Here is a 15,133-nt window from a genome sequence, read left to right as displayed (position 1 = left end):
CTATGACACTGGGTCAAACACTATCAGCGGTTTAAAAGCCGGGTTCAAGTCCGGTTTGATGAAATTGACGTACCGGTTCCAGTACCCCGAACGTCCTTATTATCCGGGGAAATTTCATATCCGGCTTGCCCCGGATCGATCTTTCAGGATCGGGGGCCATATACTGATCCTGTTTGCGGCTATTTGTTTTCCGGAATTGCTCTGGACCGGTGGCAGCCGTAAGATCAGTCATCAAATCCTGTCCGGGGGCGGATGTTTAACCCCGCCTCCTCGACACAACACCATCCCACGTCACCAGCAGGGAAGACTTAAATTGTTCGATCACATCATCGCACGCGACAGTTCCACCAACCCGATCACCATCACCCCGATTGTCGAAAGCGAGTTTCAAAGCTGGCTTGCCGATCAGTCCGAAACAACCAAGGCATGGGTGGCGGCAAACGGTTACGAGGCAAAGCGCGGCACGCAGCTTGCCCTGCCGGGATCGAATGGAGCGTTCGGATCGGTCCTGATCGGCTATGTTGATGATGCCAAGGCGATCTGGGATTTCGCCGGACTGCCGACCAGTCTGCCCGAAGGGGTCTATGGCCTTTCTGATAGCATCAGCGACAATGCCGCCCTTTATGAAAAGGCAGCGCTTGGGCTTTATCTTGGGGGCTATCGTTTTGATCGCTATCGCAAGGATGACGGCAAGAAGGACAAACGCGCAAAGATCGCCCTTCACGACATCGAAGCCGCCAAGCGCGCAGAAAACACTGCACGCGGCATCGGACTTGCGCGTGATCTGATCAATATACCGGCCAATGACATGGGCCCGGCGGAGCTTGAAGCCGCCGCACGCGCCCTTGGCGAGGAATTCGGCGCCAGGGTCAGCGCGATTGTTGGCGATGACCTTTTGAAACAGAATTATCCGGCCATTCACACGGTCGGGTATGGCAGTGACCGCGATCCGCGCCTGATTGATCTGGTATGGGGCGATGCGGACGCACCGAAAATCACGCTGGTCGGCAAGGGTGTGTGTTTTGACACCGGTGGCTATGACCTTAAACCGTCAAGCAACATGCTTTTGATGAAAAAGGACATGGGTGGCTCGGCACAGGTTCTTGGCCTTGCGCGCATGATCATGGCGGCCAACCTGCCTGTGCGGTTGCGCGTTCTGATCCCCGCAGTTGAGAATATGGTATCGGGTCGTGCCTATCGCCCGAGTGACATTCTCAAAACCCGCAAGGGTCTGACTGTTGAAGTCGGCAATACCGATGCCGAAGGCCGCATCGTGCTGTCTGATGCCCTGACCGAGGCCGCGTCGGAGAACCCGGAACTGATCCTTGATTTCGCGACCCTGACCGGGGCGGCGCGTGTGGCCCTTGGTCTTGGTCTGCCTGCCCTGTTTTCCAATGATGATGATCTGGCCAATGGCCTGATGGAAAATGGTCTGGCGCTTCATGATCCGCTGTGGCGCTTGCCGCTGTGGGATGAATATCGCCCACAGCTTGATAGCAAGGCAGCGGACATGAATAACATTTCCGGTTCGCCCTTTGGCGGGGCGATCATTGCCGCCCTGTTCCTTGACCGCTTTGTCGAAGGGGCAAAAAGCTGGGCACATATCGACCTGATGGCCTGGAACCCGACGGATCGTCCGGGACGTCCGACCGGTGGCGAAGCACAGGGAATCCGCGCAGCCTTCAAGCTGATCGAGGATCGTTTCGGTAAGTAAACCAAACCGTAAATTGCATATTTTCCAATAAGACCTTTGACATATGCACAGGGGTCAGGTAGACAGATTACGTATTCGTAACAAATTAATTGTTGGGCACAAGCATGTCGATCGAGATCAAACCGTCTCAGGCACTCGACCTTTGGCGTATCGCGATTGTAGAAAGTGTGCGTCGGGATTCTCCCGATCTTTCTGCCCGACAGATGGCTTTGTTGCTGAATGTTTACCTGACCCCGGCCCCGCATACGGTACGCGGCCTGTCAGAAGCGCTTAACATCTCCAAACCTGCCATTACCCGCGCCCTTGATCGCCTGAGCTCGCTTGGCATGGTCAAACGCAAGGTCGATGAAGAAGACCGCCGTTCGGTTCTGATCCAGCGGACGGTCAAGGGATCTGTCTTCCTGCGTGAATTTGGCGATATCATCGTATCGGCTGGCCTCGAGACCGAATAAACGGATCGCAAAAGACGGGTTTCGCCGCCCGCAAAACGATCAAAATGCCCCGATCAGCGCAGTCTGGTCGCCCAGAAAATCCAAAATCGGGCAGTTAGGGCAGCAATTCTTCCCCATTTTGAATTCAAAAAATCTGATATGGCAAGAATCCGCTATATACAGACCAGTCGGTTTGTAAGCACAGCAAGTATCAGATGTGCCACATCCAGATATTTTATTTTTCTTTCAGAGAGTTAGGCCGGATTACGCATATTAGGAATGCGAAATTTCCGATCTTCCCGCCCCTGAAAAGCCAAAAACGCATCCGACCTAGAAACGGGCAGCTGCAACGCTTACCGGCATCTCGATCAGCGATAAAAGGCCCGCCGCAACGATCAAAATGGCCCCGGATACACGTGCAACCACGTTATTGCCGCCGCGTTTGATCAGCCAGGGCATGATGCGTGCAGCGCCCATCGCGTAAATCATTACGAAACTGTAATCAAGAACAACAAAGGTAGCCCCGAGAGTCAGCAACTGTGGTGCAAGCGGTGCCGCCGGATTGACAAATTGCGGAAACAGCGCCCCGAAAAAGGCAATCGCCTTGGGATTTCCCGCCGCAACAAGGAAACCTTCGCGGAAAAGTTTTCGATGGCTGGCAACTTCATAGGCACCGGAAATATTCATTTCGATACCGTTCTTGTCGTTTGATTTCTTGGGCTTACGGAAGAATGATAGCAATCCGATCACCAGCAGGAACACCACCCCGCACCATTTGACCACCCCGAACGCCACCGTCGATGTCGCCAGAACCGCACCCAATCCGACGGCCGCAATCACCATCTGGATCATGTTGGCGGTGACATCACCAAGAGCGGTCATCAGGGTCGGTCGCGCGCCATAACGCAACGCATGGGACATGCCGATCAGAATGCTCGGCCCCGGTGTGAGGACCAGCAAAAAGACAAGGAGGGTGAAACTCAGCCAGACTTCGAACGACATGGAGATGCTCCGGGACTTTGACCGAACCGGAATATCACAGACATGCCATGGCACAATTGCGTCCTGCGCAACTGGCCCATGCGTCATCGGTCAGGGACGGGTCAGGCAGAAAGATCAGCGCGGCTTGGCGTCGCCCGGCCAGAAATCATAGAACATCCGCACCTGGACCGAACGGAGTGTATCGGGCGGCAGAAAAGTCTGCCCTGTTTGCAGAAGCTTGTTCTGAAGGGCCGCGAAATAACGGTTGGGTACAGGCGCAAACGGGCTGAATGGCAGTTCGGGAACGATTTCCTCGCCTTTTTCCCTGGCGGCTTCGACTGCTTCGGCCTCGGCTGCAAGTTCTTCTTCGGTCTTGGGGGGCGGAGGTGGCAGCAGACCTGGTGCCGCATATTTGAAGGATCGCTTGCCCGGCTCACGGGTTTCAAAACGCTGTTGGGTATCGCGATACATCAAGCGCTGCAGATCGACCAGAAAGCCGTTAATAATCTTGGGCAGGTTATGTTCAATCACCGGCACAGCCTGTTTGGACTGCGCTTCAAGCCAGATATTGAGCACAATCTGGCGAATGGCACCGGATTTCGGCAGTACAATGGTCAGCGATACAGGATCGGGAATAATGACCGTCTCGGGGATTTCCGGCTTGGCGTTCTTTGCCGGTTCCTCGGTCGCCGGTTCGGTCTTTTTGCTGCTGGCATGGGCAGGACCAGACAGGGGTGCGACCACAAGGATCGCCAGAAGCATGGTCAAAAACATGACCTTGCCCCAGAAACACACACTGTTTGACCATTTGCTCATAGGCGACAGCATATTCACTTTACTACCCTGTTTTCATTCCCTTTTCCGATCCTGTTCTAACAGGTTTGATGGCGCTTTGTCGTTATCAGTTACTGACAAAATCTGTCCCGGCGGCCTTAAGATCAAGGGCCGCCGCCAAAAGCGCCTTGGTATAGGGCTGTTGCGGGTTATCAAAGACATCCGTCGCGGCACCGCTTTCGACCAGTTTTCCACCCTGCATGACCATCACGCGATGAGACAATGCCCGCACAACCCGCAAATCGTGACTGATAAACAGATAGGCCATCTTGTGGCGGGCCTGCAAATCACGCAGCAATTCGACAATCTGCGCCTGCACGGACATATCAAGCGCCGATGTCGGTTCATCCAGTACGATAAAGCGTGGTTTCAAAACCAGTGCCCGGGCGATTGAAATGCGCTGTCGCTGGCCACCGGAAAATTCATGCGGGTAACGATCCATGGCATTTTGCGGCAGATCGACTTCGTTGAGGGCCTCGGCAATACGGGCTTCGCGTTCGGCAGGTGTCAGGTCAGGCTCATGAATTTCGAGCCCCTCACCGACAATCTGGGCGATCGACATGCGCGGGCTAAGCGAGCCGAACGGATCCTGAAACACGACCTGCATGTCGCGGCGCAGCTTGCGCAAATCGGCACCGGCATATTTGCGGATATCCTCGCCCGCAAACTTTATATCACCCTCAGATTTCAACAGACGCAGGATGGCCATGGCAAGGGTTGTCTTGCCCGATCCGCTTTCGCCCACAATCCCAAGGGTTTCCCCCTGTTTAAGCGACAGGGAAATGTTGTCGACCGCATCAAGATAACGTTCCGGACGGCCCAGAATGCCTTTGCGACCAATCGGAAAGCGCACCTGAATATTGCTGGTTTCGAGCAGCTCCGTGGCATTTTCCGGCAGTTCCGGCGCATTACCGCTGGGAACGGCTGCAAGCAGCTTTTGGGTATAGGGATGTCTGGGATGTTCAAAAAGACCATGTCCGACACCGCGTTCAACGATCTCGCCATCCTTCATCACGCAGACGCTTCTGGCCATTTTCTGAACGATTTGCAGATCATGGGTGATCAGCAGCAACGCCATGCCAAGCTTGTTCTGCAGGTCCTGAAGCAATTCAAGAATCTGGGCCTGAATGGTGACATCAAGGGCCGTGGTCGGCTCGTCAGCGATCAGCAGTTCCGGCTCATTGGCAAGCGCCATGGCGATCATGACACGCTGGCGCTGACCACCGGAAAGTTCATGTGGAAGCGCCTTGAGCCGTGACGCCGGATCAGGAATACCGACCAGATCAAGCAATTCCAGAATACGCGCACGCGCCTTGGCCCCACGCAGGCCCTTGTGGAGAAGCAAGACTTCGCCGATCTGCTTTTCAATATTGTGCAGCGGATTAAGCGACGTCATCGGTTCCTGAAAGATCATCGAAATCCGGTTGCCACGGATCTTGCGCAAGGTCCGCTCTTCGGCACCGACCATTTCCTGACCGTCAAATGTGATCGAGCCCGATGGATGGGTCGCGCGTGGATAGGGCAGCAATTGCAGGATTGAAAGGGCGGTGACCGATTTGCCCGATCCGCTTTCGCCGACCAGTGCCATGGTTTCGCCGCGCCCTATCGAAAATGACACCCCCTTGACGGCATGCACATCGCCGAAATTGACCGAAAGATTGCTGACATCAAGGAGCAGCTGGTTGGCTGATTGCTCTGTCATTTTACAGGTTCCTTAGGGTCAGGGCCTATGAATTTGGCTTGAATGGTCGATAATATTTGTGCGGATACGCGAAGCGAAACCGCCGACAGATAAGTATCTTTCAAGGTTTTGCGACAACGTAGCCCGTGCAAATCTGATCGATCCGAAGGACAAAGTTTATATTTGCAAACTCCGACGTCAAATCCCTTGTACGGGATACCAACCCGCCCGGCGGGATTTTTCTTGGATTTCACAAATATAAACTTTGCCATTCCAATCAAATTCATAGGCCCTGACCCTAAAATGTCTTGCGCGGATCGAACGCGTCACGGACAGCTTCGCCGATAAAGATCAGAAGACTGAGCATCACCGCGATGGCAAAGAAGGCCGTCATGCCAAGCCAGGGGGCTTGCAGGTTGTTCTTGCCCTGCGAAAGCAATTCACCAAGAGATGGCGATCCCGGTGGCAAGCCCAGCGACAGGAAGTCGAGCGAGGTCAGAGCAACGATTGAGCCATTCAACACAAATGGCAGGAAGGTAATGGTCGCGACCATCGCGTTGGGCAGAACATGGCGATACATGATCCGGTAATCGGTCATGCCAAGCGCCCTTGCCGCACGAACATATTCAAAATTGCGCGCACGCAGGAATTCCGCACGCACAAGCCCGGTCAAACTCATCCAGCTAAACAGCACCAGAATGAACAAAAGCGTCCAGAAACCCGGCGCAAACAGGCTGGCAAGGATGATCAGAATAAAGAGTTGCGGCAGGCCACCCCAGATTTCGATCACACGCTGGAAACCAAGATCAACCCAGCCGCCGAAATAGCCCTGTACCGCACCTGCGGCGATGCCGATCACGGAACTGATCGCAGTCAGTGCAAGACCAAACAGGATCGATATCCGGAAGCCATAGATCAGACGCGCCAACACATCACGCCCCAATTCATCCGTGCCGAGCAGATGGCGCGAAGACGGTGGCGCTGGTTGCGGTTCGCGCATTTCAAAATCGATGGTGGCATAGGAAAACGGGATCAGTGGCCAGATGGCAAAGCCATGATGGTCGATCTTGCCCTGAATATAGGGGTCATAAAAGTCGGTCTCGACATCGAAATCGCCGCCATAGGTGGTTTCCGGATGGTCGGAAAAGATCGGCATATACCAGTTATCGTCATATTTGACGAAGATCGGCTTGTCATTGGCGATCAGTTCGGCAAACAGGCAGATCACAAACAGCACGGTAAAGATCACAAGCGACCAGTAGCCGCGCTTGTTGGACTTGAAGTTTGCCACGCGACGACGGTTAAGTGGCGAAAGAACAACACCAAACATGATCAATTCTCCCGCGCATCAAAGTCGATCCGCGGATCAACAAGGTGGTAACTCAGATCACTGATCAGGTTCATGATCAGACCAAACAGCGTGAAGAAATAAAGTGTGGCAAACATCACAGGATAATCGCGCGTCATCACCGCGTTAAAGCCAAGCAAGCCTATCCCGTCGAGCGAGAAGATTACCTCAATCAGGACAGAGCCGGTAAACAGCATCCCGACCAGCGCACTGGGGAAACCGGCAATGATCAGCAGCATGGCGTTGCGGAAAACATGGCCATACAGCACACGCTTTTCCGTCAGACCCTTCGCACGGGCGGTAACGACATATTGCTTGTTGATTTCATCAAGGAACGAATTCTTGGTGAGCATGGTCAGCGTGGCAAAACCCGAAATCGTCAGTGCAACGATCGGCAATGTCAGGTGCCAGAAATAGTCAACGATCTTGCCCCACAAGGATAGCTGTTCCCAGTTTGTCGATGTCAGTCCGCGTAACGGGAACCAGTCCAGATATGTCCCACCGGCAAAGATCACGATCAGCATGACGGCAAACAAAAAGCCCGGAATGGCAAAGCCGACAATGATCGCCGCCGACGACCAGATATCGAAATTGGAGCCATCGCGCACCGCCTTGGTAATGCCAAGCGGGATTGAGATGATGTAAATGATCAGCGTCGACCAGATGCCCAGCGATATCGAAACCGGCATTTTGTCCAACACCAGATCGACAACGTCACGGTCCTGAAAATAGCTTTGGCCGAAATCAAAGGTCAGATAGTTTTTCATCATCATCCAGAACCGTTCATGTGCAGGCTTGTCAAAGCCAAATTGCACTTCAAGTTGCTTGATGATTTCGGGATCAAGCCCCTGCGCCCCGCGATAATTCGATGTCGATGAGAAATTGTTGCCTGATTCCGATGATGATGCGGAACCACCGCTATCACCACCCTGATTGGTGATACGCGCTGTTGATGAAACAGCCGTTCCCTGAAGCTGGGCAATGACCTGCTCGACCGGGCCGCCCGGTGCAAACTGGATGATCGCGAAGTTCAACAACATGATGCCAAACAATGTGACCGGGATCAGAAGAAGACGCCGCAGAATGTAGTTCAGCATGGCCTAGTTCCCCCCCATCGGCAATTTCGCAGCCTTGTCCGGGTCAATCCACCAGCGCATGACCGATTCCCCTTTCAGCGGCACCGTATCGGGATGGCCAAAGATGTTCCACCAGGCGAGACGTTCGCCACCAAGGTAATATTGCGGGATCACGTAATAGCCCCACAAAAGGACACGATCGAGCGCATGGGTCGCTGTGACCAGCTCTTCCCAACTGTTTGCCGATGCAACCTTGTCGACCATGGCATCAACAACCGGGTTTTTAATCCCGGCGAAATTGCGCGAACCTGGTTGATCGGCGGCTTCGGAACTCCAGAAAACGCGCTGTTCATTGCCCGGCGTCAGGGATTGTTGCCACCAGAAGGTGATGGCTTCGAAATCGAAGGCTTGAATACGGTTGACCCACTGCCCTGTATCAATCAGACGGATGTCCATCTGAACCCCAAGCTGTTTGAGACGGGCTTTCATGACCAGAGCGATCTTTTCAATCCCCGGCTGGCGAATGACCAGCTCAAACCGGAAGGGCTGCCCGGTTTCCTTATTGACCAGAACCTTGTCGCGGACTTCCCATCCGGCTTCGTTGAGAAGCGTCATGGAATCGCGCAGCGCCTTGCGGCGACCATCGGGTTCATCGAAGTTTGGCAGCTTGAAGGGCTGGGTAAACAGTTCGGGCGGCAACTGATCGCGATAGGGTTCAAGCAATGCCAGTTCATCACCGGTCGGAATGCCGCTTGAAGCCAGATCCGAATTGACAAAATAACTGTCAGTCCGCTTGTAGGCACCATAGAACATCGCCTGACTCAGCCATTGAAAATCAAAGCCATATTGAAGCGCCTTGCGCACACGCCAGTCGGAAAACAGAGGCAAGCGATTGTTCATGACATAGGCTTGCATACCAACAGGCAGATGATCGGGCATGAATTTTTTCTGAATATCACCGCGCTCGACCGCTGGCGTATCATAGGCCGTGCTCCAGTCGCGCGATGAATGTTCGGAACGCACCATATATTCACCGGCCAGAAAGGCCTGACGCTGCACCTCGGGGTCAAGATAGGTGTCATAACGGATGGTGTCGAAATTACTCTGGCCGCGATTGACCGGCAAATCCGCCGCCCAGTAATCCTTGACCCGTTCATAGGTAATGCGGCGGCCTGCCTCGATGCTTGCGACCTTATAGGCACCACTTCCGACCGGGATTTCAAAGGTGGTTTTCGAGAAATCCTTACCTTCCCAGAACTTCTTGGGCATGATCGAGATGCCCGCCGCCGTCATCGGTGTTTCGCGGTTATTGCCGGGCTTGAAGGTGAATTTGACCGTCAGGTCGTCAATCGCCTCGGCCCCCTCGATCTGGGAGAAATACTGCCGATAGACGGGGCTGCCTTTTTCAACAAGGACTTCATAGGAAAACACCACATCATCAGCGGTGATTTCGCTGCCATCCTGAAAACGCGCACGCGGATCAAGATGGAAGATGGCAAAGGAGCGGTCCTGGGGCACTTCGATGCTGCGCGCGATCAGGCCATACATCGCATAGGGTTCATCAGCACTGGCCACCATCAGGCTGTCATAGATCAGACCAAGCCCCGCCGCCGAGGTTCCCTTGAGCGTGAAGGGATTGAGCGTATCAAAGGCAACAATGGATGACTGGATCAGGGTGCCACCCTTGGGCGCATCGGGATTTACATAATCAAAATGCTGGAAATCCGGGCCGTATTTCAGATCACCATACAGCGATATGCCATGAGACGTGGTGGTCAGGGGATCAAGTTCGGCTTCCTGGACTTCAACCGTTGGTGCCGGATTGATAACAGGCTTGTCGGCATCTTGTGCCTGGACGGGTGCGAACGGTATTCCGGCCGAAAATGCCATGACACCAATTGCAACAAGCATTGATGAAACCGCCCGGCGAACAGAATACATGCGCGACGGTTTCGTGTTGGCGACATACGCGATCATGTGACGAATCGTCTTTCCCCTGAAGCAAACTGGTTGCGAATCTTGTCACTATCTGAGACGCAGCAGGCAGACTTTCCCAGACATAATGACCATCAGAAAAGCACCACCCGACTGTATTATTTTTTTCTACTCCTCATAATGAGGAATAAAATGGTTCAATTTCAAGGCATCATGATGATTGTGATGCCTTTTGCGCCAGTTTTCGCCGTTCGGTTTCAATTTTGATTTCACCCATCAACCAATTGCGAAAAGCCCGGACCTTGCGCCTTTCCAGTCGCCCCTGCGGATAACAGAGCGAATAGGCATAGGGACTGTCGACCGGCAAATCGAACGGCACGGTCAAACGGTTGGTCACAACATATTCCCCGATCATTGCCGGGTCGGAAATGACCACACCGAACCCGCTTGCCGCAGCCTCCATCGCCATATCGAGGGTGGCAAAGACCGGCCCGTGATCCGCATCAACCCCGGCAACCCCGGTCCCGTCCAGCCAGATATGCCAGTCTTCACGCTGTGCCGAACAATGCAAAAGGGTTACTCCGGCAAGGTCTTCGGGGGTTTTGAGCTGTCTGGCAAGATCGGGATGACAAACCGGTAAAAGTCGCTCGCCAGTCAGGAATTCATGGACCAGTTGTTCATCCTGGGTGTCGGCAAAGCGCACGGCAATGTCGACCTCGTTGAAATCCACCGGGGCCTTGTCATCATTATAGGTGCCCAGTTGCACCTGAAGATCGGGATGCTCCATCTGAAAACGCCCCAGCCGTGGCACAATCCAGCGCATCGAAAAAGTCAGCGGGGCAAGGACGGAAAGCTGTGTGTCATCCGCCCGGTCTTCGACCTTGGCCACCGCATTTTCAATCGCGTCAAAGGCCGGGGTCAACCCGTCAAGAAGGTTCCGCCCGGCGCGTGTAAGTTTCAGGCTTCGATGATGGCGCTCAAAAAGTTTACGCCCCAAAACGTCTTCAAGATGCTGCACCTGTCGACTGATTGCACCTTGGGTCACGTTAAGCTCATGTGACGCTTTGGTGAAACTTTCAAGACGACCGGCAACTTCAAAGGCACGGAGCGCATTTAGCGGCAATGGACGGCGTTTCATGACAACGACTTTGCATGATAAAAACTCATGCAATGATGACAAAAGATGGTTTGAGCGCAAGTGTTTTTCGGCGTAACTCTGGGTTCAAGGAAATCAGACACACGCATGACAGATGCAAGGCCGCTGAAATACCGAGAGCAGGCCTCGATTGAAAAGGAACAGAATCATGGTCGCGATCACCAAAGAAGCAGGCGCATTTGTCGCAACCCGTCGTCATCACAATACCGTCAGCCTGATGGATTTGCCGCGCGAATGGTACAAACGCCATGACCTGCGCAAGAAGCTTGGCCTGATGGATGCCCGTATGCTGCGCGATATCGGCTGGAACGTCTATGACGCCCGTCGCGAAGCTGCAAAACCGTTCTGGAAAGCGTAAGTCGCGCAAGTACGGAACAAACCCCGCGCCCCGGCGCATAACAGAGTATGTATCATGTCTGCCCCCGTTTTCCGCCTGCAGGGGTCCCTTTCATTCCCCCTGCAGGTGCTTGATGCTCTTTTGAGCATTCTGAAGGTCCCGAGCCCGAAATAAGGTTCGGAATTCTTCTTCTCCCTGAACGCAATGACCAACACCCCCCCCGTTGGCAACCGCGTATGAGATTGCCGGTCACTCCCCTGGTGACCGGCATTTTTTTTTGGGGTCTGTTTTCGGTGCACGCGCGCTCTGCGGCTGACCTATTTCTTGTCCGGGTAGCGCAGATACATCAGGTTCGCCGCATTCAGAACCGAATACATCACGGCAAATTGCGCGTTGAACTCGAACTTTTCCGGCTTTGGATCAAACATCTCGTAAATATCCCGAATCGATCGCTTGCCATCAATGCGCGACAGGATCGCCGGTGATGCGGCAGGCATGGTGCGGGTCACCGAAAGCCCGGTAAAGGTGATCTTGATATTGCCCGATTTGGCAACCGATCGCGCAAGGGCAGCACCATCCACACGGGTAAAGAACGGAATGGCATCTTCGTCCGGGACCGGCGGTTTGACCTTGTTCTTTGCCTTGACCACATAAAAGATGTGCTTGGTGATATTGCCTGCCATCAGTTCGGCAAGGGCGGCGCGTTCACGGAACGGCACATGGACGGCCTTTTCCAGAACATCATGGCGCGAACAATAGGTGGTCGGGTCATAACGCATCGGCTCGATAAAGCTTTGCAGGCGCAAACCGGCCTGTTCGACAAAATCAAACACCTCGTCAACGCGATAGGCACGATCCTGCTGATGGAGCAACAGGTCATAGAAACCGGCATCACCGCCGTGGATATGATCGCCGATAAACGGATTGCGTTTAAGCCAGTTGGTGCCAGGCAATGAATTGAAAAGCGCCTTGCCGAAATTAAGCCTGCGTGCGCCGCCAGCCTCGGCATTGAGGCGCTCCATCATTTCCTGCATGTGATAGACGCCCTGACGGCCAAGCTCGCCATAGACCATAAGCCCCATACCGCCATTGGGTTTGAGCGCATCGGTCAGCGTACGCAACCCCGCATCGGGATCAGGCAGATGATGCAGCACCCCGCAGCAATCAATATAGTCAAACGGACCATATTCCTTGGCCAGATCGACGAAGGAGCCCGTAACAAAGGTAACATTCTTTTCAAGGTTGCGGCGCTTGATGCGGGCTTCGGCAATCTCGCGCGAGCTTTCGGACAGATCGATATAGACGATTTCTGCCTTTGCCTTGCGGTCACGGGCCTGCTGGGCCAGCATGACAAGCGCATCCCCCGTTCCGCCACCAGCAACCAGAATTTTGATCTTGCCCTTCGATGACGGATCGCGCCCGCCAAAGACGAAATGAACAACCTCGTCCCAGTTGCCGGGCGATCCGGTGACCAGCCTTTTGTCTTCGTCTTCCGGGTTGCGTGCCGGATAGGGATATGTCTCGTACTGGTCACGCGTCTTTTCAGACGATTGCACAGCATCGGCGCTCTTTTTGTCGTCGGGCATTACCGCAAATTCCAGCAGAGAAGTGGTTGGGACGTCACCATCCTATACCAAGGAATTAATTAATAAAATCCGCCAGTTCACTTGGCATCGGGCATCGTGATGACAAGTTTGCCGGTCGCGGTGCGATTGCGGATCGCCTCAAGGGCCAGCATGGCCTCTTCAAGCGGGTATCTGGCCGAAATCATTGGTGCGATTTTCCCGCTTCGCAGGAGTTCCAGCAGCTCACTCATACCCTTGCGCGCGATGTCGGGATTTTGGTCAAGATAGGCCCCGAAATAGAACCCGATGGCCGAGACATTCTTGACCAGAAGGATATTGGCCGGGATTTGTGGCACCGTGCCGCTGGCAAAACCGATCAGCAACATCCGCGCCCCCGGCGCAACACAGCGCAGGCTTTGATCAAACACATCGCCGCCAACCGGATCATAGACCACATCCACCCCGGCAGGTTGGCCAAGGCTTGCGGCGATCTTCCGCACCCGATCACGGATATTCTCGACCTTGTAATCAATGACGTGATCAGCGCCATGGTCCCGCGCGATCTGGCATTTATCGGCCCCGCCCGCCGTTGCAATCACCCTGGCACCAAGCAATTTGGCGCATTCAACTGCCGTCAGACCAACGCCCCCCGCCGCACCGTGGACAAGAACAATATCGCCCGGCACGACATTGGCGCGATATTTCAATCCAAACCAGCTTGTTCCATAGGCAATCTGAAATGCTGCCGCCGCATCAAACTCAACATCATCAGATAACGGAATCACGGTTGCGGCATCGGCAATCACACATTGGGCGAAACCACCCCAATCGGGCAGCGCCATGACCCGGTCCCCAACCGCAATACCGCGAACATCGGGGCCAATCGCCCGGATGGTTCCGCTGACTTCAAAGCCGGGTGAAAACGGGCCATCGGGGCGCTTTTGATATTTGCCTTGCAGGATCAGGGTATCGGCGAAATTGACACCACAGGCCGCAACATCAATCATCACCTGCCCCGGACCGGGCACCGGATCGGGACAGTCGATCAAATGTGGTTCTTCGCCAAATGTCTTGCAAATCCATGCCTTCATGCCGGTTCCCTGTCTTTTGCCGATTGCGCGCAACAGTTTGGCGCGCGCCATCCGCACAGACAAGCCGACATTGGGCTAAATCGCTTACCAAAAACCCATTCGGGATAAGCGAGAGCACGCATGCACCCCGAAGGCGGGGCAACGTTAAATCCGCAAATGGAAAAACAGGATTGGATAGATACGTCTGCAAAAATGCCGGGATCAGAAAATCCGCTGGCGTTTACGTTTGCGGGTCAGCAACAAAAGGATGAAGGACGGCACGATCAGAACCACCAGTGCAGGGGCCAGCAGAACCGGAACAAAGATATTGTCCCATACCCAGGAAGAAATGTAGCGCTGGACGACGGATTGCAACAGGTTCAGGCTTCCGGCATCGAGGCGATACCAGAGCTCGCCGGCCGCAACCAGACGAAAGCTTCCTGTTTGAAGTGCCGTAATGGAATCGTCTACCAGCACCGCAAGGCTGGCAAACAGCAAGACCCATCCCAACACTCTAAAAACCCACATTGTCCTCTCCAGACGCCCGCGCACGGGGTTTATATTAGCATACACTGTCCGCAGCCTAGCTTCTCTGCCCCATGGACGTAAAGGGGTGAGACGTCGCGTGCAAAGACAGTGCAAACCAAAATCCTAACGTGAAACCTTACGGCCCAGAGATCAACAAGAAGTAAAGATCACGCCAAAGCCCGGCTTACCAAGGGTTTGCACCGGTCAATCCACCGTTACTCGCCCGGTTTTGCCTTTGGAATCAGGAGGATTTCACGAAAGTGAAAAAAGAGGCTTATTGGGCCTTGTCAAGCAAGGTCGGGTCGGCTAATGTCCGCCCGCTTTCGCGATATATACAAGATCGCATGTGGAGAGGTGGCCGAGTGGTTTAAGGCGCACGCCTGGAAAGCGTGTTGGGGTGTAAGCCCCTCAGGGGTTCGAATCCCCTCCTCTCTGCCACTGACCAAAATCCCCGATAATTTCAGACCTGAACAAGCG

General features: G+C 54.2%; 14 protein-coding genes and 1 tRNA gene. 4 read left to right on the top strand and 11 right to left on the bottom strand.

The features are described from left to right. Positions 1-31 precede the first annotated feature (31 nt). On the bottom strand, positions 32-232 hold the full coding sequence (locus ACTU44_RS03460) for a hypothetical protein (protein WP_462096681.1): 201 nt from the start codon (positions 230-232) through the stop codon (positions 32-34). 81 nt (positions 233-313) lie between these two features. Between ACTU44_RS03460 and ACTU44_RS03455 the strand changes: the two genes are divergently transcribed. Together ACTU44_RS03455 and ACTU44_RS03450 are read left to right on the top strand one after the other, a co-directional pair. After that, complete coding sequence (locus ACTU44_RS03455) at positions 314-1,714, top strand: leucyl aminopeptidase family protein (RefSeq protein ID WP_462096680.1); 1,401 nt, start codon at positions 314-316, stop codon at positions 1,712-1,714. Between the two features lie 104 nt (positions 1,715-1,818). Then, the gene (locus tag ACTU44_RS03450; RefSeq protein WP_114096622.1) at positions 1,819-2,166 is read left to right on the top strand and encodes a MarR family transcriptional regulator; all 348 of its coding nucleotides are present in this window, start codon (positions 1,819-1,821) and stop codon (positions 2,164-2,166) included. Positions 2,167-2,475: 309 nt separating this feature from the next. Here ACTU44_RS03450 and ACTU44_RS03445 read toward each other — a convergent pair whose 3' ends face one another. The 7 genes from ACTU44_RS03445 to ACTU44_RS03415 all read right to left on the bottom strand — a co-directional run bounded on the left by ACTU44_RS03445 (position 2,476) and on the right by ACTU44_RS03415 (position 11,138). Beyond that, positions 2,476-3,147: a LysE family translocator gene (locus tag ACTU44_RS03445; protein ID WP_462096679.1), complete on the bottom strand. Its 672-nt coding sequence runs from the start codon at positions 3,145-3,147 to the stop codon at positions 2,476-2,478. 114 nt (positions 3,148-3,261) lie between these two features. After that, positions 3,262-3,900 (bottom strand): hypothetical protein, encoded by a 639-nt coding sequence (locus ACTU44_RS03440; RefSeq protein ID WP_462096678.1) that lies wholly within the window; start codon positions 3,898-3,900, stop codon positions 3,262-3,264. A 127-nt stretch (positions 3,901-4,027) separates the two neighbouring features. After that, positions 4,028-5,662: an ABC transporter ATP-binding protein gene (locus ACTU44_RS03435; RefSeq protein WP_114096619.1), complete on the bottom strand. Its 1,635-nt coding sequence runs from the start codon at positions 5,660-5,662 to the stop codon at positions 4,028-4,030. Positions 5,663-5,939: 277 nt separating this feature from the next. After that, positions 5,940-6,971: an ABC transporter permease gene (locus ACTU44_RS03430; protein ID WP_462096677.1), complete on the bottom strand. Its 1,032-nt coding sequence runs from the start codon at positions 6,969-6,971 to the stop codon at positions 5,940-5,942. Between the two features lie 2 nt (positions 6,972-6,973). Then, on the bottom strand, positions 6,974-8,086 hold the full coding sequence (locus ACTU44_RS03425; RefSeq protein WP_336079962.1) for a microcin C ABC transporter permease YejB: 1,113 nt from the start codon (positions 8,084-8,086) through the stop codon (positions 6,974-6,976). Between the two features lie 3 nt (positions 8,087-8,089). After that, positions 8,090-10,042 carry an extracellular solute-binding protein gene (locus tag ACTU44_RS03420; RefSeq protein ID WP_462096676.1) on the bottom strand — a complete coding sequence of 651 codons (1,953 nt, stop codon included), beginning with the start codon at positions 10,040-10,042 and terminating at the stop codon, positions 8,090-8,092. Between the two features lie 169 nt (positions 10,043-10,211). Further along, positions 10,212-11,138: a LysR substrate-binding domain-containing protein gene (locus ACTU44_RS03415; RefSeq protein WP_114096615.1), complete on the bottom strand. Its 927-nt coding sequence runs from the start codon at positions 11,136-11,138 to the stop codon at positions 10,212-10,214. 166 nt (positions 11,139-11,304) lie between these two features. Between ACTU44_RS03415 and ACTU44_RS03410 the strand changes: the two genes are divergently transcribed. Further along, a complete protein-coding gene (locus ACTU44_RS03410) occupies positions 11,305-11,514 on the top strand; it encodes a DUF1127 domain-containing protein (protein ID WP_114096614.1) in 210 nt (69 codons plus the stop codon). A 296-nt stretch (positions 11,515-11,810) separates the two neighbouring features. Here ACTU44_RS03410 and ACTU44_RS03405 read toward each other — a convergent pair whose 3' ends face one another. From ACTU44_RS03405 to ACTU44_RS03395, 3 genes are all read right to left on the bottom strand, one after another. Beyond that, entirely contained in the window at positions 11,811-13,079 is a 1,269-nt protein-coding gene (locus ACTU44_RS03405; RefSeq protein WP_462096675.1) for a class I SAM-dependent methyltransferase, read from the bottom strand. Between the two features lie 77 nt (positions 13,080-13,156). Beyond that, positions 13,157-14,200 (bottom strand): NADPH:quinone oxidoreductase family protein, encoded by a 1,044-nt coding sequence (locus ACTU44_RS03400; protein WP_462096674.1) that lies wholly within the window; start codon positions 14,198-14,200, stop codon positions 13,157-13,159. A 150-nt stretch (positions 14,201-14,350) separates the two neighbouring features. Continuing rightward, positions 14,351-14,656: a hypothetical protein gene (locus tag ACTU44_RS03395; RefSeq protein ID WP_114096612.1), complete on the bottom strand. Its 306-nt coding sequence runs from the start codon at positions 14,654-14,656 to the stop codon at positions 14,351-14,353. Positions 14,657-15,004: 348 nt separating this feature from the next. Between ACTU44_RS03395 and ACTU44_RS03390 the strand changes: the two genes are divergently transcribed. Further along, positions 15,005-15,094: transfer RNA gene (locus tag ACTU44_RS03390), tRNA-Ser, on the top strand. Positions 15,095-15,133: the final 39 nt, after the last annotated feature.

The organism is Thalassospira sp. SM2505, from assembly GCF_054901115.1.
The sequence above is the reverse complement of the archived record's forward strand: the minus strand, read 5'-3'. Positions and strand labels throughout refer to the sequence as shown.